General features: G+C 46.5%; 12 protein-coding genes, 3 tRNA genes and 3 rRNA genes. 5 read left to right on the top strand and 13 right to left on the bottom strand.

Translation table 11 applies throughout. The features are described 5' to 3' along the window. Positions 1 to 140 precede the first annotated feature (140 nt). The 6 genes from yigB to lptM are packed head-to-tail and all read right to left on the bottom strand — an operon-like array spanning position 141 to position 4,771. A complete protein-coding gene (gene yigB / locus OCV20_RS00415; protein WP_086775803.1) occupies positions 141 to 857 on the bottom strand; it encodes a 5-amino-6-(5-phospho-D-ribitylamino)uracil phosphatase YigB in 717 nt (238 codons plus the stop codon). 15 nt (positions 858 to 872) lie between these two features. Further along, a complete protein-coding gene (gene xerC / locus OCV20_RS00410; protein WP_019825207.1) occupies positions 873 to 1,805 on the bottom strand; it encodes a tyrosine recombinase XerC in 933 nt (310 codons plus the stop codon). After that, positions 1,774 to 2,472, bottom strand: coding sequence for a DUF484 family protein (locus OCV20_RS00405; protein WP_017061014.1), 699 nt, complete (start codon positions 2,470 to 2,472; stop codon positions 1,774 to 1,776). Before OCV20_RS00405 ends, xerC begins: the two co-directional genes overlap by 32 nt. Positions 2,473 to 2,516: 44 nt before the next feature. After that, the gene (dapF, locus tag OCV20_RS00400) at positions 2,517 to 3,347 is read right to left on the bottom strand and encodes a diaminopimelate epimerase (RefSeq protein WP_017061013.1); all 831 of its coding nucleotides are present in this window, start codon (positions 3,345 to 3,347) and stop codon (positions 2,517 to 2,519) included. Positions 3,348 to 3,358: 11 nt separating this feature from the next. Beyond that, complete coding sequence (gene lysA / locus OCV20_RS00395) at positions 3,359 to 4,612, bottom strand: diaminopimelate decarboxylase (protein WP_017061012.1); 1,254 nt, start codon at positions 4,610 to 4,612, stop codon at positions 3,359 to 3,361. Between the two features lie 42 nt (positions 4,613 to 4,654). After that, positions 4,655 to 4,771 (bottom strand): LPS translocon maturation chaperone LptM, encoded by a 117-nt coding sequence (gene lptM / locus OCV20_RS25915; protein WP_063524726.1) that lies wholly within the window; start codon positions 4,769 to 4,771, stop codon positions 4,655 to 4,657. A gap of 75 nt (positions 4,772 to 4,846) precedes the next feature. On the opposite strand from lptM, the gene cyaY reads away from it, so the two are divergent. Then, entirely contained in the window at positions 4,847 to 5,161 is a 315-nt protein-coding gene (gene cyaY, locus OCV20_RS00385) for an iron donor protein CyaY (RefSeq protein WP_017061010.1), read from the top strand. A gap of 71 nt (positions 5,162 to 5,232) precedes the next feature. On the opposite strand, the gene OCV20_RS00380 is transcribed toward cyaY, so the two are convergent. Further along, the gene (locus OCV20_RS00380; protein ID WP_017063755.1) at positions 5,233 to 7,761 is read right to left on the bottom strand and encodes a class I adenylate cyclase; all 2,529 of its coding nucleotides are present in this window, start codon (positions 7,759 to 7,761) and stop codon (positions 5,233 to 5,235) included. Positions 7,762 to 8,105: 344 nt separating this feature from the next. Between OCV20_RS00380 and hemC the strand changes: the two genes are divergently transcribed. Genes hemC through OCV20_RS00360 form a run of 4 tightly spaced genes read left to right on the top strand, consistent with a single transcriptional unit; the run spans position 8,106 to position 12,202 of the window. Beyond that, positions 8,106 to 9,044, top strand: a complete 939-nt coding sequence (gene hemC, locus OCV20_RS00375; protein WP_050622207.1) for a hydroxymethylbilane synthase — start codon at positions 8,106 to 8,108, stop codon at positions 9,042 to 9,044. Positions 9,045 to 9,046: 2 nt separating this feature from the next. Then, positions 9,047 to 9,775 (top strand): uroporphyrinogen-III synthase, encoded by a 729-nt coding sequence (locus OCV20_RS00370; RefSeq protein WP_086775802.1) that lies wholly within the window; start codon positions 9,047 to 9,049, stop codon positions 9,773 to 9,775. 19 nt (positions 9,776 to 9,794) lie between these two features. Beyond that, complete coding sequence (locus OCV20_RS00365) at positions 9,795 to 11,021, top strand: uroporphyrinogen-III C-methyltransferase (protein WP_086775801.1); 1,227 nt, start codon at positions 9,795 to 9,797, stop codon at positions 11,019 to 11,021. Continuing rightward, positions 11,021 to 12,202 (top strand): heme biosynthesis protein HemY, encoded by a 1,182-nt coding sequence (locus OCV20_RS00360; protein ID WP_086775800.1) that lies wholly within the window; start codon positions 11,021 to 11,023, stop codon positions 12,200 to 12,202. The genes OCV20_RS00365 and OCV20_RS00360 overlap by 1 nt, the downstream gene beginning before the upstream one ends. 865 nt (positions 12,203 to 13,067) lie before the next feature. Here the strand turns inward: OCV20_RS00360 and OCV20_RS00355 are convergent. The 6 genes from OCV20_RS00355 to OCV20_RS00330 all read right to left on the bottom strand — a co-directional run bounded on the left by OCV20_RS00355 (position 13,068) and on the right by OCV20_RS00330 (position 18,401). Continuing rightward, positions 13,068 to 13,144: transfer RNA gene (locus OCV20_RS00355), tRNA-Asp, on the bottom strand. A gap of 43 nt (positions 13,145 to 13,187) precedes the next feature. Beyond that, positions 13,188 to 13,303 (bottom strand): 5S ribosomal RNA (gene rrf, locus OCV20_RS00350). A 100-nt stretch (positions 13,304 to 13,403) separates the two neighbouring features. Next, positions 13,404 to 16,297: ribosomal RNA gene (locus OCV20_RS00345) — 23S ribosomal RNA — on the bottom strand. 315 nt (positions 16,298 to 16,612) lie between these two features. Then, positions 16,613 to 16,688 (bottom strand) — tRNA-Ala (locus OCV20_RS00340). Between the two features lie 14 nt (positions 16,689 to 16,702). Next, positions 16,703 to 16,779: transfer RNA gene (locus OCV20_RS00335), tRNA-Ile, on the bottom strand. A 67-nt stretch (positions 16,780 to 16,846) separates the two neighbouring features. Further along, positions 16,847 to 18,401, bottom strand: a 16S ribosomal RNA gene (locus OCV20_RS00330). Together the 16S, 23S and 5S rRNA genes with 3 tRNA genes alongside form the textbook arrangement of a ribosomal RNA operon. Between the last annotated feature and the right edge of the window lie 185 nt (positions 18,402 to 18,586).

The following is an 18,586-nucleotide window of genomic DNA, read 5'->3' as shown; positions in this document are numbered from 1 at the left end:
TAACAACCCGCAACCACTGCTATGACTGAAATGAATCGATAAAAAGTAGTCGCCAATTATCCTAGCCTAATCAGGCTTTTATAGGCGACTAATGTAACAATTCACTATCATAAATGCGACACAATAAGCTTACCGAGCCATTAAATTAGTCGCATAAGATCGCTAAGTTGGTCTATTTCAACATCAGGGAGCACACTCGCCTTCGGGGAGCGGTATAAATTGGAACCAGTGTCATTAAACCAGCACGCTTGGAAGCCATTTTGCTTGGCTCCATAGACATCCGTTTTAAGGTGGTCACCAACATGAAGAATATTCGCAGCGTCGCAATCTAGGTGTTGCTGAGCTTTTTCAAACATATCTGGGTAGGGTTTTGCTCTGCCATCAGGGCCGGCTTTAAGGATTAATTGAAAATACTGCCCTAAGCCAATCTTGTGTGGGTCGACATTGCCATTGGTAATCGCAACCAGAGGAATACGCTGGCTAAGCTCAGTCATCACTCGATGCGTTTCTTGAGGAACGTCGACTTGATTGCGCAGCCATAAGGCATGCTCAATGCCCTCTCGAGCCGCTTGTTCTGCTTGCTGCAGAGAGTAACCCAGTTGCAGCAAACCACTCTTAATCTGAGTTTCACGCCACACGGTGACATCATGTTTCAAAGCTGGGTTTTCAGATGCGACTTGCTGCTTAATGCCCTGCCACTCTTCAAGCGATAAAGAAGCCGACACTGGGTGCTTTTGATAAAGCCACTGTGCCATCTCTTTCTCAACCTTCATGATCACAGGCCAGTTGTCATACAGGGTGTCATCCAAGTCAAAGGTCATGGCTTTGATGGGCTTTAACCCTCGATAAATTCGCATAGTAAACCCTTTAATCTAATCTTTATTCTTCTTACGAGCTCTCGGGTGAGCCTGATCATAAGCTTGTGCTAAGTGTTGGAAATCTAAGTGGGTATACACTTGGGTCGTCGAGATGTTTTCATGGCCAAGCAACTCTTGCACAGCACGAAGGTTTTGACTCGACTCCAGCACATGCGTTGCAAAGGAGTGACGCAGTTTATGCGGGCTGATGTGGCTTGCGACAGATTGCTTCTTGCCCCACTCTTCCATGCGCTTTTGCACGCTACGGTGAGAGATACGAGTCCCGAGCTTAGAGACAAACAGCGCGCTTTCACCCGGTGAAGCCAATTCACCACGAACTTTGAGCCATTTATCGACCCACTCTTTAGCTAAACCAGAAAAAGGCGCTTTGCGTTCTTTGTCGCCTTTACCAATCACTCGGATTTCGCCTTGTCGACCCAACACATCTTTGAGATTGATACCGACCAGTTCTGCCAGTCGTAATCCAGCACCATACATCACCTCCATCATCGCTCGATCACGAATCGACAATGGATCGTCCTCATTCACATCAAGCAGTTGACCCACTTCATCAACATCGAGGTTTTTAGGCAAAGGGCGTTGTTTGCGAGGTGCAGAGACACCTTTAGCTGGATTGGCGGTCATTTCGCCACGCAACACAAGGAAATCAAAGAAGCTGCGCAATGACGATAAGCGAGTCGCGATGCTGCTCGCTTTCATTCCCTCACGCATGCCTTTGCTGGCTAGTTGTCTGACCCACGCCGCATCGACTTGACCCCAGTCTTTAAGTCCGAGCGTGACTAAATGACCGGCCATGGTTTCAAGTTGTTGTTTGTAATTACGTTGGGTGTGTAGGCTGAGTCCCTTCTCGCTTCTGAGATATTCATAGAAGCGAGAAAGTGGCTTTTGAAGGCTGTTAGGAAGAGGTATTTTGGGCTCTAGGCTCATTATTTATCTGCCAAGGTAAGGTGTCCGCCAAATGAGCGACAACAAGTGCTAAATGGCGTAAAAAGAGCGTATCCATATGGGGTTGGAAATGTCCGCCATCTTCACTAGAAAAGGCGAGCAAACCCAATGGAGACTGCTTAGCAAGCGGTAGTACTACATAAGAGCCTAGCTCTGGAACTGGATAATCACCAAACAAATCGTGTCTGTCGGCTTTTCTCAAGCGCCCAAGATAAGCATCTTTGCCATTGAAATGGTTAAGCGAAAACTTAGAGTAACCCTCAGCACTCAACTGATAAAAGCCAGATTGCGAAAGAATTCGAACATGAGCCTTAAGCCCAAGATCTAACGCTTTTTGTTCAACGGCTTTTATCACCTGCATAAAGTCACTGCATTTCAGCACTTGCGCTTGCAGATCCATAAACTCATAGAAGGTTTTATCGTTATTTGCTGCCAACGACATCAAGCCAGTGATCTCTTCTTCAAGCTCTTCGATTCGATGACGCTGGCGTTTAAGCTGAACCTCAACCAGAGAAACAGCGCCCTGCTCAACGTTATTGATAGCAAGGCGATCAACCAAATCTTTTCGGTCTTGGAAAAAATCTGGGTTATCACGTAAATATTCCGCGACCACTTCTGCGGTGAGTGCGTCGGCTTCAACGTAAGACAAAACCTATCCTTTATTTTTATGAATCTATTTGTTTTGGGTCGTTGTTAACAAGAAAGTTGACCATCAAACACATGCGTTGCAGGGCCAGTCATAAACAGAGGTTTACCCGGGCCTTGCCAGCTAATGTGTAAGTCACCGCCAGGTAGACGAACCTTCACATTCTCAGCCAGTAAACCTTGAGTAATACCCACTGCAACAGCACCACACGCACCGCTACCACAAGCCTGAGTTTCACCCGCGCCGCGCTCGTAAACACGCAAGCGAACTTCTTCACGGTTAACGACCTGCATAAAGCCAGCATTAACACGCTCAGGGAAGCGTTCATGTGATTCAAGTAGCGGGCCCAAGGTGTCCACATCAGCCGTGTCGACATCATCAACCACGGTAACCACATGTGGGTTACCCATGCTTACCGCACCACAGAACAAGGTGTGTACATCCGTTCTTAAGATATACGTCTTCTCTGGCTGCTTGGCCTTGAATGGAATCTTACCGGGTTCGAACTCAGGAATACCCATGTTCACCGTGATCAGGTCATTCTCTTCAATCTTGAGAACCATTTTACCTTTCTTGGTACTCACGTTAATGCTGTACTTATTCGTTAAGCCTTTCATGCGAACGAATCGTGCAAAACAACGAGCACCATTGCCACACTGCTCCACTTCACTGCCATCTGCATTGAATATGCGGTAATGGAAATCAGTTTCTGGATCATAGGGAGCCTCAACCACAAGTAGCTGATCAAAGCCCACGCCAGTATGACGATCCGCCAAACGACGGATCAAATCTGGAGAAAAGAAAATATTTTGAGTAATGCAGTCCACGACCATGAAATCATTGCCCAAACCATGCATTTTAGAAAAGTGGAAGTGCATAACGCTTAAAATTACTCCGGAAGAATGTTTTCAAGTTCCCACAGACTCGTAAGCTCTTCACGCTGACGAACCAAGTGAGTTTTATCGCCATCCACCATCACTTCAGCCGCACGCGAACGAGTGTTGTAGTTAGATGACATCGCGAAGCCATAAGCACCCGCTGAACGAACTGCTAGCAGATCACCTTCTTCAAGAACAAGGTCACGATCTTTACCTAGGAAATCGCCTGTCTCACAGATTGGGCCAACCAAATCGTAAGTCACAGCCTCACCCTGACGAGGGCTCACAGGAACAATATCCTGCCAAGCTTGGTAAAGTGCTGGGCGCATTAGGTCGTTCATTGCTGCATCGATGATGGCAAAGTTCTTGTGCTCTGTTGGCTTGAGGAACTCGACTTTCGTTAATAATACACCAGCGTTAGCAGCAATCGCTCTTCCAGGCTCGAAAATCAGCTCTAGATCAGAATGATTGTCTAGGCGAGCCAATAAGGCTTTCGCGTAGTCAGAAGGCTGTGGTGGTAATTCATCACGATAAACCACACCCAAGCCGCCACCGACATCAAGGTGTTTGATGTTGATACCGTTAGCACGTAGCTGGTCGATCAGCGCAAGCAGGCGATCGGTTGCATCGATGAAAGGTTCGATATCCGTTAGCTGAGAACCAATGTGGCAATCAATACCATGGATAGACAAGTTATCGAGTGTTTTTGCAAACTCATAGACAGCAGGAGCACGGTCGAAAGCAATACCAAACTTGTTATCACGCAGACCAGTAGAGATATAAGGGTGAGTGTTGGCATCAACGTCTGGGTTGATACGCAGTGAAATCGGCGCTTTAACACCAAGCTCACCAGCTACTTTATTCAGTCGCTCTAGTTCTGGTTCAGACTCTACGTTGAAACACTTAATGTTCAACTCAAGCGCACGCTTCATTTCAGCGGCTGTTTTGCCGACACCAGAGAATACAACTTTTGCTGGATCGCCACCGGCAGCAACCACACGCTCTAGCTCACCGCCAGAAACGATATCGAAACCTGAGCCCAAACGAGCCAAAGTATTCAACACGCCAAGGTTCGAGTTAGCTTTAACGGCATAACACACCAAGTGCGGATGCTCACCAACCGATGAATCAAACGCATTCCAGTGGCGTTCTAATGTTGCACGAGAATATACATACAGCGGTGTACCATATTGCTCTGCTAGTTGTGAAAGTGCGACGTCCTCAGCCCAAAGCTGGCCATCTTCCTGATAGTTGAAGTAATCCAAAGTTCTTATCCCTTATAAATAACGATTTCTGCGTGTTTTCACTTATTGTGATTGTTCGGTCTGCTGAACTTCATCAGGATCGTACAAAGGACCCGTTTGACCACAACCAGAAAGTCCAATAACGGACAGCATAAATAGAGCAGTAATTAATTTTTTCATTTTGCATATCGTGATTATTAACTCAATGCCCCCTATAATCGCACCACACTCAGGAAAAGCAATAGGATAGAAAGGATGAACGAGACTGAATTTCATCAGCTGGTCGATATACAGATGCAAAACATCGAAGAAGCTATCGATGAATCAGAGGCAGATATTGATTACGAAGTGACTGGTAACGTGATGACGCTGGAGTTTGAGAACCGCAGCCAAATCATCATTAACCGCCAAGAACCAATGAAAGAAATCTGGTTAGCGTCTAAGTCTGGTGGCTTTCACTTCAAGCTAGTTGACGACAAGTGGACATGTTCAAAGACGGGCATGGAGCTGTTTGAGATGGTTAAAGAAGAATGCGTGAAGCACGCAGGTGAAGCGATCGATTGGGTCTAATCATTTGTAAGCAAAACTAAAAAGGAGTGAATCAATCACTCCTTTTTTAATATCAATCAGTCTTAGTAAGACTAGATGTTGACTATCTTTGAGCTCCGAGAAGCTAAAGTTGCATCATTACGATAAGGCACAACGTAAGAATTGCCCTCTTCAGGATGAACGATTTGGTAGTACTGAGGTAGATTAAAGTTAATCAACTTAGACGACATCTTCGACTCATCTTTTACCGACGTGTAGAAAGAATTCACGCTCGCGATCATCTCATCTTTTTCACCGCTGTATTGGTGATACACCTCAACTTGGTTCGACTCGTCCAATACATAAATATTGAAGCCTTTATCAGTATCTTCGAAGAAGAACTGAATCAAGCCCTCACTTGCAAAACCATCGACGACTTCTGGCAGCTGATACTCTTGCTCTTTGTCGAGCATCAGTAAAGGTGAGCCCTTGAGCTTGTTGGTTGAGATACTACGGTAGAAATCGACCGAGTTTTCCAACATCTGTACCGACACACCACGACGCTCGAAGAATAGTCCAAACATCTTATTAGCTAAACGAATAGCCTTAAAGCGGCGGCGCTTCTCAGGTTCAATCGGTTTCAATCGTAAATCGATACACTCAGCAAGCAGTTGATACACCATGTTACGCATCACACCACGCAGGTTTTTGCTGTAACAGAACACATCAACCGACTCTGGTGGCAGCGCATCTTGGTGCATTTTGCCAAGTACCGTCTTCAGCGCATCCAGCATTGCCGTATCACCTTGGAAATGCAGCGTACGTACTTCATGCCAAGAGTTACGATAAACCAAGTCGACACTGCCGACTAAGCTCTTACCTTCTTCACCAAAGCTGAAGATATCGGCGTTCTTAAGATCCACTTTTAATGCACGACCACTTAATTCAGACGTCGGGTCATTTTCAAAGTTGATGAACATCGCTAGCTGGCTTATCTCACAAGGGCTCGCCAGTGCTTGCATACTTGGGCGACGCTTACGCAAAGAAAACGTATTACGCAGGTCGCTCACCATTTGATAGAACTTATCGATATCAATGTGAGCGTCACGAACCACAGAGTGCAAACGAGTCGATTCAGTAATCAAGCCATTAAAGAATGACCAAGCAACCAGCTTACTCAAGTACTCATGGTGCTCTAGTGAAGGCTGACCAAGAATACGATGCGCAACCAACGGCTGTTTATACAGATACCAACCTGCTTTGTTGGACTGACCCTGACGAACTTCGATGAAGCTCAAGTCTGGTTCATGCAGATCCGGAGAGATTTGTGGGTTCAGTAGCGTCACTTTACCTGGCAAGACCTCAAACGCAGCGTAAAGCTTACGTGCCAAGATACTGATATCTTGCGGGCTGATTGCCGAAGTAATGTCGTTACGACGCGCAAATTGAATCAGATTACGGTAGCTCAGCATCAAGGCATCAAGCAGCGCATGGTGCACCACTTTAACCTGCTCAACCTTCCAGTTACGGCGGTTATCGAGCTCAGCAATGGTTTCATGTCCCCAATTCCAAGATTTAGTCATCTCGGTTAAGGCTTCACGACGCCACGCGACAGAACCAATGCCTGCATCTCGTGACAACTTTTCGTGGGTCTTAAGATAAAAACAGCGTCTTACTAAGTCCAATCGAGTGTGGTCGTTAATGCGTTCTAGGTAGCGCGTTACCTTTTCAAGCATCAGATAGTAGCTATCCATGCCGTACAGATCCGGTTCATCCGCGAAGAAGCGACGCTTGGTATCAATACTCAGCAGTTGGGTGTTTGGGTATTCCCATGAATAGGCCTCTAACAAGATCGCCTTCAAAACCGATTTATACGGTGAGTCGATACTCTTATAAAGCTGCCACAGGTTTGAACCAAAGTACTCTTCAGCGGGAATGCGATTCAGCTTGCCGAAATCGATCCACTGCGAGCAATCAAGATAACCATCCTGACACAAGCCTTGAACATACTCGTCGTAACACTCTTCCATTTCTGGCGGAATGATTTGCCACAACAAACGTTGACCAGCCAAACGAACCGCAGAGCGATAGAACTCATCAAGCAGTAATAAATGCTGTGAAGAACCACAGTTATCGCCTGTCATCTCTTCAGAATGATTCGAGCGAAAACGCTCTTCATCCATCAAGAAGAAGTTCGCTTCTACTCCTAAGGTTTCAGCCCAATCGGTAATCAGCAAACACTTGTTAGTTAGGCTATCGCGAGAGGCGCCATCCATATCCGGGGAAACACACACCCAGATATCAAGATCACTTGAAGTACTTTGACCAATAGAAGAAGTACTACCCATGGTGTACAAGCCAAGGATTGCAGGTTCATCCGCCTCGGTGAGTTTGCCACCCAGCGTTAATTCGGTATCAGAGACAAATTGCTTTTGGAATTCATTAAGCGTGAAGCTACGAATTCCAAAAGGAACTTGTTGGTCATAATAACCAGGCATCATCGGGTGATTGAAGTGAAGCAGTGCGGGAATAAGGTTGAATACTCGCTGGCCTTGCACATTCATCAACGCCAACGCACGATCAATGCGCTGCTGATTTAGATTGTCTAATCGTTGAATCAAAGTTTGAGTGTAAGCCTGCAAGGTAAGTCCTTGGTTTGAGGTTAAGTGCAGTTCTGTTTAGTTACTGAACGAAAGGAGCAACAAAACGTGATCAATTTAACACTTTTACCCTTAATGGTAAAGCAAAGGAACCCGTCATACTGGTCAATTCCTTGATGACAGAAAGTTAAACTCACGGCGCCGTAGTGTCCTCTTTATTGACTATTTCTAATAATAGCCCATGTTTCAAATGAGATACCAATCACACTATTTTGGTGAACTCATGAAAATCTCTCAGCTATCAAAGTATGGAATGATCAAACAGTAAGAATTCTCGCCTCATAATGGTAGGATTAGGCTATTACAGAACCTATATCGGAAACACCATGACAAATTCAGCACCAATCCGTATCGCGACCAGAAAAAGCCCTCTTGCCCTTTGGCAGGCATACTTTGTAAGGGATGCACTGCAAGCTGCTCACCCTGGTTTAGAGGTTGAGTTGGTAACTATGGTGACCAAAGGTGACATCATCCTCGATACTCCGCTTGCTAAAGTGGGTGGTAAAGGGTTGTTCGTTAAAGAACTTGAAGTAGCAATGCTAGAAGGTCGTGCTGACCTAGCCGTTCACTCAATGAAAGATGTACCTGTCGACTTCCCTGAAGGTCTAGGTCTGGTAACGATTTGTGAGCGCGAAGATCCGCGTGACGCTTTCGTATCAAACACTTACAACAACATCGACGAACTCCCACAAGGTGCTGTCGTAGGTACATGTAGCCTGCGTCGCCAATGCCAACTGTTAGAATACCGCCCTGACCTCATCATCAAAGAGCTGCGCGGCAACGTTGGTACTCGTCTAGGTAAACTCGATGATGGTCAATACGATGCGATCGTGCTGGCTGCGGCAGGCCTTAAGCGCCTAGAGCTAGAAGAGCGTATTCGTAGTTTCATCGAACCAGAACAGTCTCTACCGGCTGTCGGCCAAGGTGCCGTTGGTATTGAATGTCGTCTAGATGATGAACGTCTAATCAAGCTTCTTGAGCCGCTGAATCACAAAGACACGGCTGATCGCGTACTTTGCGAACGTGCAATGAACCTTACTCTAGAAGGTGGTTGCCAGGTGCCTATCGGTAGCTATTCACTATTAGATGACGACAACATCTGGCTACGTGCATTAGTTGGTGAACCGGACGGTTCTAAGATGGTTCGTGGTGAGATCTCAGGCCCTCGTAAAGATGCAGAAGCACTTGGCGTGACTCTGGCAAATCAATTGCTGGATGATGGTGCAAGAGAAATCCTAACCAAGCTCTACGCTGACCAAGAATAATCATGGCAGTGTTGGTGACACGTCCCGGTTCTGAGGGACAATCGCTTTGCCAACAACTAGCGGATGAAGGTATTCAAGCAATCCATCATCCGCTGATTCGTATCGTTGATAATCCAAACTCTGCGGATTTAAGCACCCAGCTTAATAACAGCGATATCATTATTGCAGTCAGTCACCACGCCGTGACGGCTGCCCAAAACATCCTTTCGAAAACCTCATCCATTTGGCCCACTTCGCCGCTTTATCTTGGCGTTGGTCAAAAAACTGCGCACGTTTTAAGCAAAGTCTGTAAACAAAAAGTAAACTACCCTCAAGTTAGTGATAGTGAACATCTTCTTAAACTTACTGAACTTAATGGCGTAGAAAATAAGTCCATTTTGATACTACGTGGTAATGGTGGGCGTGAGCTCATTAGAGATTCTCTACTCAATCGAGGTGCACAAGTCTCTTATTGTGAGACCTACCGTAGAGAATATATTCCTATTAGCGACCACAATACCTATCAAACATGGATAAACAAAAAAACGTCCAAAGTTGTCATCACTAGTCAGGAACAATTGGAGTATCTCTGCTCAATTACCCCTGATGAGTATTTGGCTTGGCTTTCAACAAGACATCTATTTGTCCCAAGCCAGCGCATTGTAGAACGAGCACAACAACTCGGTTTCTCGAATGTGACCAATACTCACAGTGCTACGAACCAAATATTACTGGCTGCTCTCCGGCCCTAGCTAGAAACAGGAAATAAGCATGACAAGCAAAAAAAATAATGAGCATATTGAACCTGAAAAGAAACAAGATACTCAGCCAGTAGTTGTTGAAAACGAAAAAGCTGACTCTACAGAGACAAAACAGCCTGAACAGAAGCTTGATGCCTCTGCGTCAAATACCGCTAAAAATGAGCAGCCTCAAGCTGAGCATCAAGAGCAAATTGAGAAAGCAGAAAAGCAAGGTAAGCGCGGTGTCAAACTAGGCGCTATTGCGATCGCTATTTCAATTATCTTCAGTGGCGGTATCGCATTTCAAATGCAGCAAAAGAGCGCTGAATACTCGGCTCAAATCGCTGCTCTTCAAGCACAACTGCAAAATACCCAATCTGCAGTAAATAAAGACCTACAAACCATCAAGCAAGAGACTATCCAAGAAGCGTCACACGCGGTGGAGAAAACTCAGGTCGTACAGTCTCAACAGCAGAAGAGTATTCAAAGCCTGCAGTTAGCAGTCGCTGACGTGAAAGGTCGCCGCCCGAATGACTGGTTACTTGCCGAAGCCGATTACCTTGTGAAACTAGCAGGACGTAAACTGTTCCTAGAGCATGATGCCGTTAGTGCAACCAAGTTAATGGAAAGTGCCGATCAACGTATCGCAGCACTGAATGACCCGAGCTTAGTGTCACTGCGTCAATCAATGACCAATGACATTACCAAGCTTCGTACCATTCCTCTGATCGACCGTGACGGCTTAGTTCTGCGTATCACAAGCCTGCAACAGCAAGTCGATACACTGCCACTTGCCTATGCGATTCTTCCAGAAGCTGCGGCTGTTGAGAAAAAAGCGGTATCACAAGATATTAATGATTGGCAGAACAACCTGATGACGTCGATGAAAGACTTCTCAGAAAACTTCATCACATTCCGCAGTCGTGATGGCGAAGTTATCCCTCTACTCTCTCCTGAACAACACTTCTACCTGCGTGAAAACATCAAAGGTAAATTAGAAACCGCAATTCGCGCCGTCTACAAAGAACAAGGTGAGCTCTATAGCGCAGCTCTTAATACCGCTAGCGAGTGGTCGAAAGCGTATCTAAACCAAGATAACAACTCAGTGATTGAATTTGAGAAAGCGATTAAACAGCTAAGTGAACAGAACATCTCTGTGAAATACCCTGTAAAGCTTGAATCTCAAAATGAGTTGTCAGATGTGATACGTGAGCGCCTACGTCGTGAAGTCACCGTTATGACCACGGAGGAAAAATAATGATTCGTTGGATTTTTCTTTTTCTCGTTCTAGGTGCTGGGTTAATTGTTGGTACTCAGTTCTCTGGTCAACAAGGCTACGTTCTGATCTCAATTGCGAATAAGACCATTGAGATGAGCGTGACAACACTGGTTATCTTCGTCATTGCTCTTCTAGCGGCTCTATTCGGCTTAGAGTACCTATTTAAAAAGCTTATGTACGCAAGCTCGACAACTTGGAATTGGTTCAGTGTTCGTAAGCTGAAACGCTCTCGTCGTTATACCAATGAAGGCATCATCAAGCTGCTTGAAGGTGACTGGAAAGGTGCTGAGAAGAAGGTAACTCGTTGGGCTAACCATCACGACATGCCTCTACTTTGTTATTTAGTCGCTTCTCAAGCGGCGCACGAACAAGGTAATACGAGTGAGCGTGATAAGTACATCGAGCTTGCTAGCCAACAGGGCGACTCTCTACTGGCGGTTGAGCTAACAAAAGCTAAACAGCAAATCAGTGAGTCAAACTACGAAGCTGCATTCGATACGCTTTCTACTTTAAAAGGCACATACCCTAATAACACTGCTGTACTTGGCCTGTTAAAAGCCACTTACTTGCAACTGAAGTTATGGCAACCATTGCTAGAGTTAACGCCTAAATTAGTTAAGAACAAGCTTCTAACAGCTGATGAGCAACGTGAATTAGAACAGAAAGCACAATGTGGATTACTTCATGATGTAGCTCAACAACAAGGTAGCGAAGGTTTAATCAGCCATTGGAACAAGCTTTCAAGAAAGCAGAAACAAAGTTCGCATCTTGTATCCTGCTTTGTGAAGCAACTTATCGCGCGTAAAGCTGATTCAGAAGCCTTCACTGTGATCAAAGAGAACATTGCAAAGAATGGGTCAAATGAACTCTACATGTTGCTTCCAGAACTGAACCTAGCCGATCACCACCCAGTAGTGATCATGCTAGAACGTGCAATCAATAAAGACAGTGGTAATGCAGAAGCACACAGCGCGCTGGCTCAGTTCTACTTAAGAGAGCAGAAGTGGGCGGAAGCACAAAGCCACTTCGAAAAAGCCCTAGCACTTCGCTCAAATGTTTCAGATTACGGATACCTGTCTGACGCCTTAGAGAAGCAAAACTTAACGAAAGCAGCTCACGAGGTTTCTCGTAAAGCGCTCGCTCTAGTTCAACCCGCTTAAGTCTAAGCGACTCAAACTAAGCCGATGTCTAGCATCGGCTTTTTTGTATCTGTTACTTATCCCTAGATAACTTCTACAATAGCTATAAACCAAACGTCTCAAACCCTTACCCACCCAATGCTAACAAACCAACTAACCATGAAATTGCTCAACTGAGCTTCTCAAACAGACGGAGAACAACTTTAATTGTGTCTGTACGTAGTTTACCATTCTTATAAACAAGTCCTTATAAGAGGTTCGAGAGGAGTCATAGAGAAAAGTGACACCTAGAAGCTCAAGAGTAAATGGAGATCACCTTGAGAGAAGGCGTTTAAAGATATTTACCCGCAGACAGATACCCACTTAAAGTCACACTGAATTAACAATTAAATAGCCATCAATGTTCCAACTATAAACCGTTATAACCGGGGAGTTCACGTAACTGCTTGTAGATCCATCTATTAAGTAGAAGGGATATAGCAGAGTTACCGAACAAAAAAATCTTGTTATTAAAAACGAGGCAGCTTTTATCAGCCAGTTCAAAGTAGTAGGAAATAGAGCTCTCGAGACGTTCTGGAAAAGTTAATCATCGAATAAATAGCCGACAAATATCAACTAACGTAATCAAGTGCTGTTAGAAAGAGCAGGGCTTTATAATAAGTGTCGAAATATCAGAGTTCGTGTACAACGAAAAACGCTTGTACAAAACTCGAAGACGAATAATAAACTCAGGTGCTGGAAACGACGAAAGCCTAGTCGTCAGACTAGGCTTTCTAATATGTATCGAAGTAGTGAGAGCGTTTAATACCATCATTAATTGAGGAGAAAACACTTTTCTTCAAATGTAAAAAAGCCCTGCTATTTCTAGCAGGGCTTCTCTAATAAGTGGCGGAGTGGACGGGACTCGAACCCGCGACCCCCGGCGTGACAGGCCGGTATTCTAACCAACTGAACTACCACTCCGCAGTGGAATACTTGTCGTCGCTGACAAGTGTTCAAATTTAAAGCCTGGCGATGTCCTACTCTCACATGGGGAAGCCCCACACTACCATCGGCGCTATTGTGTTTCACTTCTGAGTTCGGCATGGAATCAGGTGGGTCCACAATGCTATGGTCGCCAAGCAAATTTTAAAATTCGGAAAACTGATTTAAAAGTCTATCTCTTCAAACTCATTCAAGCGTTTGGTATTTCTTTGAGTCCACAAAACCCCTTGGGTGTTGTATGGTTAAGCCTCACGGGCAATTAGTACAGGTTAGCTCAATGCCTCGCAGCACTTACACACCCTGCCTATCAACGTCGTAGTCTACGACAACCCTTTAGGACGCTTATAGCGCCAGGGAAAACTCATCTCAAGGCTCGCTTCCCGCTTAGATGCTTTCAGCGGTTATCGATTCCGAACTTAGCTACCGGGCAATGCCATTGGCATGACAACCCGAACACCAGAGGTTCGTCCACTCCGGTCCTCTCGTACTAGGAGCAGCCCCTTTCAATTTTCCAACGCCCACGGCAGATAGGGACCGAACTGTCTCACGACGTTCTAAACCCAGCTCGCGTACCACTTTAAATGGCGAACAGCCATACCCTTGGGACCGACTTCAGCCCCAGGATGTGATGAGCCGACATCGAGGTGCCAAACACCGCCGTCGATATGAACTCTTGGGCGGTATCAGCCTGTTATCCCCGGAGTACCTTTTATCCGTTGAGCGATGGCCCTTCCATTCAGAACCACCGGATCACTATGACCTGCTTTCGCACCTGCTCGAATTGTCATTCTCGCAGTCAAGCGGGCTTATGCCATTGCACTAACCACACGATGTCCAACCGTGTTTAGCCCACCTTCGTGCTCCTCCGTTACTCTTTGGGAGGAGACCGCCCCAGTCAAACTACCCACCAGGCACTGTCCGTAATCCCGATTCAGGGACCAACGTTAGAACATCAAAACTACAAGGGTGGTATTTCAAGGACGACTCCACCACATCTAGCGACGCGGTTTCATAGTCTCCCACCTATCCTACACATGTAGGTTCAATGTTCAGTGCCAAGCTGTAGTAAAGGTTCACGGGGTCTTTCCGTCTAGCCGCGGGTACACTGCATCTTCACAGCGATTTCAATTTCACTGAGTCTCGGGTGGAGACAGCGTGGCCATCATTACGCCATTCGTGCAGGTCGGAACTTACCCGACAAGGAATTTCGCTACCTTAGGACCGTTATAGTTACGGCCGCCGTTTACCGGGGCTTCGATCAAGAGCTTCGACCGAAGTCTAACCCCATCAATTAACCTTCCGGCACCGGGCAGGCGTCACACCGTATACGTCATCTTACGATTTTGCACAGTGCTGTGTTTTTAATAAACAGTTGCAGCCACCTGGTATCTGCGACTCTCGTCTGCTCCATCCGCAAGGGACTTCACTGATAAGAGCGTACCTTCTCCCGAAGTTACGGTACCATTTTGCCTAGTTCCTTCACCCGAGTTCTCTCAAGCGCCTTGGTATTCTCTACCCGACCACCTGTGTCGGTTTGGGGTACGATTCCTTACAATCTGAAGCTTAGAGGCTTTTCCTGGAAGCATGGCATCAATGACTTCACTACCGTAGTAGCTCGACATCGTATCTCAGCGTTAATAGCGGTCCGGATTTACCTAAACCACCCGCCTACATACTTGAACCTGGACAACCGTCGCCAGGCCCACCTAGCCTTCTCCGTCCCCCCATCGCAATTGTAAGAAGTACAGGAATATTAACCTGTTTCCCATCGACTACGCCTTTCGGCCTCGCCTTAGGAGTCGACTTACCCTGCCCCGATTAACGTTGGACAGGAACCCTTGGTCTTCCGGCGAGGGAGTTTTTCACTCCCTTTATCGTTACTCATGTCAGCATTCGCACTTCTGATACCTCCAGCAGCCCTTACAGACCACCTTCAACGGCTTACAGAACGCTCCCCTACCCCACATACCCTAAGGTACGTAGCCGCAGCTTCGGTGTATAGCTTAGCCCCGTTACATCTTCCGCGCAGGCCGACTCGACCAGTGAGCTATTACGCTTTCTTTAAATGATGGCTGCTTCTAAGCCAACATCCTGGCTGTCTGAGCCTTCCCACATCGTTTCCCACTTAGCTATACTTTGGGACCTTAGCTGGCGGTCTGGGTTGTTTCCCTCTCCACGACGGACGTTAGCACCCGCCGTGTGTCTCCCGGATAGTACTTACTGGTATTCGGAGTTTGCAAAGGGTTGGTAAGTCGGGATGACCCCCTAGCCTTAACAGTGCTCTACCCCCAGTAGTATTCGTCCGAGGCGCTACCTAAATAGCTTTCGGGGAGAACCAGCTATCTCCAGGTTTGATTGGCCTTTCACCCCTAGCCACAAGTCATCCGCTAATTTTTCAACATTAGTCGGTTCGGTCCTCCAGTTGATGTTACTCAACCTTCAACCTGCCCATGGCTAGATCACCTGGTTTCGGGTCTAATCCTAGCAACTGTACGCCCAGTTAAGACTCGGTTTCCCTACGGCTCCCCTAAACGGTTAACCTTGCTACTAAAATTAAGTCGCTGACCCATTATACAAAAGGTACGCAGTCACACCACGAAGGTGCTCCTACTGCTTGTACGTACACGGTTTCAGGTTCTATTTCACTCCCCTCACAGGGGTTCTTTTCGCCTTTCCCTCACGGTACTGGTTCACTATCGGTCAGTCAGTAGTATTTAGCCTTGGAGGATGGTCCCCCCATATTCAGACAGGATATCACGTGTCCCGCCCTACTCGTTTTCACTGATGATGAGATGTCGATTACGGGGCTATCACCCTTTATTGCGGCACTTTCCAGAGCCTTCATCTGTCTCATTAAAAGCTTAAGGGCTAATCCAATTTCGCTCGCCGCTACTTTCGGAATCTCGGTTGATTTCTCTTCCTCGGGGTACTTAGATGTTTCAGTTCCCCCGGTTTGCCTCCTGTTGCTATGTATTCACAACAGGATACTTACTTATGTAAGTGGGTTTCCCCATTCAGGAATCCCAGACTCAAAAGGTTATTACTACCTAATCTGGGCTTATCGCAAGTTATTACGCCTTTCATCGCCTCTGACTGCCAAGGCATCCACCGTGTACGCTTAGTCACTTAACCATACAACCCGAAAGGGTCTTAGTGTATGGCAACTAACCAAGGTTTTTGGTTGTCATTAAGAAGGGTTAATTCTCAATGACTGTTTGCCGGACTCAATTGTGATTCAAACAAGTTTGAATCGAATACAAGACACTTGAATGTGTTTGTTGTGTTTATACCGTTCTTATTAACTAAGAGCAGATAAACATTGAGAACTTTTAAATTTGATTGAATTACTCGTAAGTAAATCAATCAGTCAGCTTTCCAAATTGTTAAAGAGCTTGATTCAATAAATTGAACCATTTTTAAAGACTCTCTTAAGAGAATACTTAAAGATGGTGGAGCTATGCGGGATCGAACCGCAGACCTCCTGCGTGCAAGGCAGGCGCTCTCCCAGCTGAGCTATAGCCCCATCTAGGTCGATATTGGTGGGTCTGAGTGGACTTGAACCACCGACCTCCCGCTTATCAGGCGAGCGCTCTAACCAGCTGAGCTACAGACCCAATATCGTCTCTTAACTTTTCTAAACCTAATCAATCTGTGTGGGTACTCATCAAAGATATCTTCGTATAAGGAGGTGATCCAGCCCCAGGTTCCCCTAGGGCTACCTTGTTACGACTTCACCCCAGTCATGAACCACAAAGTGGTGAGCGTCCTCCCCGAAAGGTTAAACTACCCACTTCTTTTGCAGCCCACTCCCATGGTGTGACGGGCGGTGTGTACAAGGCCCGGGAACGTATTCACCGTGACATTCTGATTCACGATTACTAGCGATTCCGACTTCATGGAGTCGAGTTGCAGACTCCAATCCGGACTACGACGCACTTTTTGGGATTCGCTCACTATCGCTAGCTTGCTGCCCTCTGTATGCGCCATTGTAGCACGTGTGTAGCCCTACTCGTAAGGGCCATGATGACTTGACGTCGTCCCCACCTTCCTCCGGTTTATCACCGGCAGTCTCCCTGGAGTTCCCGACATTACTCGCTGGCAAACAAGGATAAGGGTTGCGCTCGTTGCGGGACTTAACCCAACATTTCACAACACGAGCTGACGACAGCCATGCAGCACCTGTCTCAGAGCTCCCGAAGGCACACCTGTGTCTCCACTGGCTTCTCTGGATGTCAAGAGTAGGTAAGGTTCTTCGCGTTGCATCGAATTAAACCACATGCTCCACCGCTTGTGCGGGCCCCCGTCAATTCATTTGAGTTTTAATCTTGCGACCGTACTCCCCAGGCGGTCTACTTAACGCGTTAGCTCCGAAAGCCACGGCTCAAGGCCACAACCTCCAAGTAGACATCGTTTACGGCGTGGACTACCAGGGTATCTAATCCTGTTTGCTCCCCACGCTTTCGCATCTGAGTGTCAGTATCTGTCCAGGGGGCCGCCTTCGCCACTGGTATTCCTTCAGATCTCTACGCATTTCACCGCTACACCTGAAATTCTACCCCCCTCTACAGTACTCTAGTTCACCAGTTTCAAATGCAGTTCCGAGGTTGAGCCCCGGGCTTTCACATCTGACTTAATGAACCACCTGCATGCGCTTTACGCCCAGTAATTCCGATTAACGCTCGCACCCTCCGTATTACCGCGGCTGCTGGCACGGAGTTAGCCGGTGCTTCTTCTGTTGCTAACGTCAAGAGACAGCGCTATTAACACTACCCCCTTCCTCACAACTGAAAGTACTTTACAACCCGAAGGCCTTCTTCATACACGCGGCATGGCTGCATCAGGCTTTCGCCCATTGTGCAATATTCCCCACTGCTGCCTCCCGTAGGAGTCTGGACCGTGTCTCAGTTCCAGTGTGGCTGATCATCCTCTCAGACCAGCTAGGGATCGTCGCCTTGGTGAGCCATTACCTCACCAACTAGCTAATCCCACCTAGGCATATCTTGACGCGAGAGGCCCGAAGGTCCCCCTCTTTGGCCCGTAGGCATTATGCGGTATTAGCCATCGTTTCCAATGGTTATCCCCCACATCAAGGCAATTTCCTAGGCATTACTCACCCGTCCGCCGCTCGACGCCCATTAACGCACCCGAAGGATTGTTAGTGTCGTTTCCGCTCGACTTGCATGTGTTAGGCCTGCCGCCAGCGTTCAATCTGAGCCATGATCAAACTCTTCAATTTAAGATTTTGTGACTCAACGAATACTGACTTCAAAACTAATATTTACCGAAGTAAACATGTAATTCTAAAGCTATTACCATTCCAACAGAATGATAATGAATTGACTGTGCCGAATAACTACAAGTAGTTAAACGTATTGGTCACTCAGTTCATTGAAATCAATTTTGATTCCGAAGAATCTGTTT

The organism is Vibrio coralliirubri (genome assembly GCF_024347375.1).
GTDB classification, from domain to species: Bacteria; Pseudomonadota; Gammaproteobacteria; order Enterobacterales; family Vibrionaceae; genus Vibrio; species Vibrio coralliirubri.
The sequence above is the reverse complement of the archived record's forward strand: the minus strand, read 5'-3'. Positions and strand labels throughout refer to the sequence as shown.

Coding starts and splice junctions, on each gene's coding strand:
- OCV20_RS00365 (WP_086775801.1), top strand. CDS start 9,795: ATGACAAGCAAAAAAAATAATGAGCATATTGAACCTGAAAAGAAACAA.
- OCV20_RS00370 (WP_086775802.1), top strand. CDS start 9,047: ATGGCAGTGTTGGTGACACGTCCCGGTTCTGAGGGACAATCGCTTTGC.
- OCV20_RS00360 (WP_086775800.1), top strand. CDS start 11,021: ATGATTCGTTGGATTTTTCTTTTTCTCGTTCTAGGTGCTGGGTTAATT.
- hemC (WP_050622207.1), top strand. CDS start 8,106: ATGACAAATTCAGCACCAATCCGTATCGCGACCAGAAAAAGCCCTCTT.
- lptM (WP_063524726.1), bottom strand. CDS start 4,771: ATGAAAAAATTAATTACTGCTCTATTTATGCTGTCCGTTATTGGACTT.
- cyaY (WP_017061010.1), top strand. CDS start 4,847: ATGAACGAGACTGAATTTCATCAGCTGGTCGATATACAGATGCAAAAC.
- yigB (WP_086775803.1), bottom strand. CDS start 857: ATGCGAATTTATCGAGGGTTAAAGCCCATCAAAGCCATGACCTTTGAC.
- dapF (WP_017061013.1), bottom strand. CDS start 3,347: ATGCACTTCCACTTTTCTAAAATGCATGGTTTGGGCAATGATTTCATG.
- xerC (WP_019825207.1), bottom strand. CDS start 1,805: ATGAGCCTAGAGCCCAAAATACCTCTTCCTAACAGCCTTCAAAAGCCA.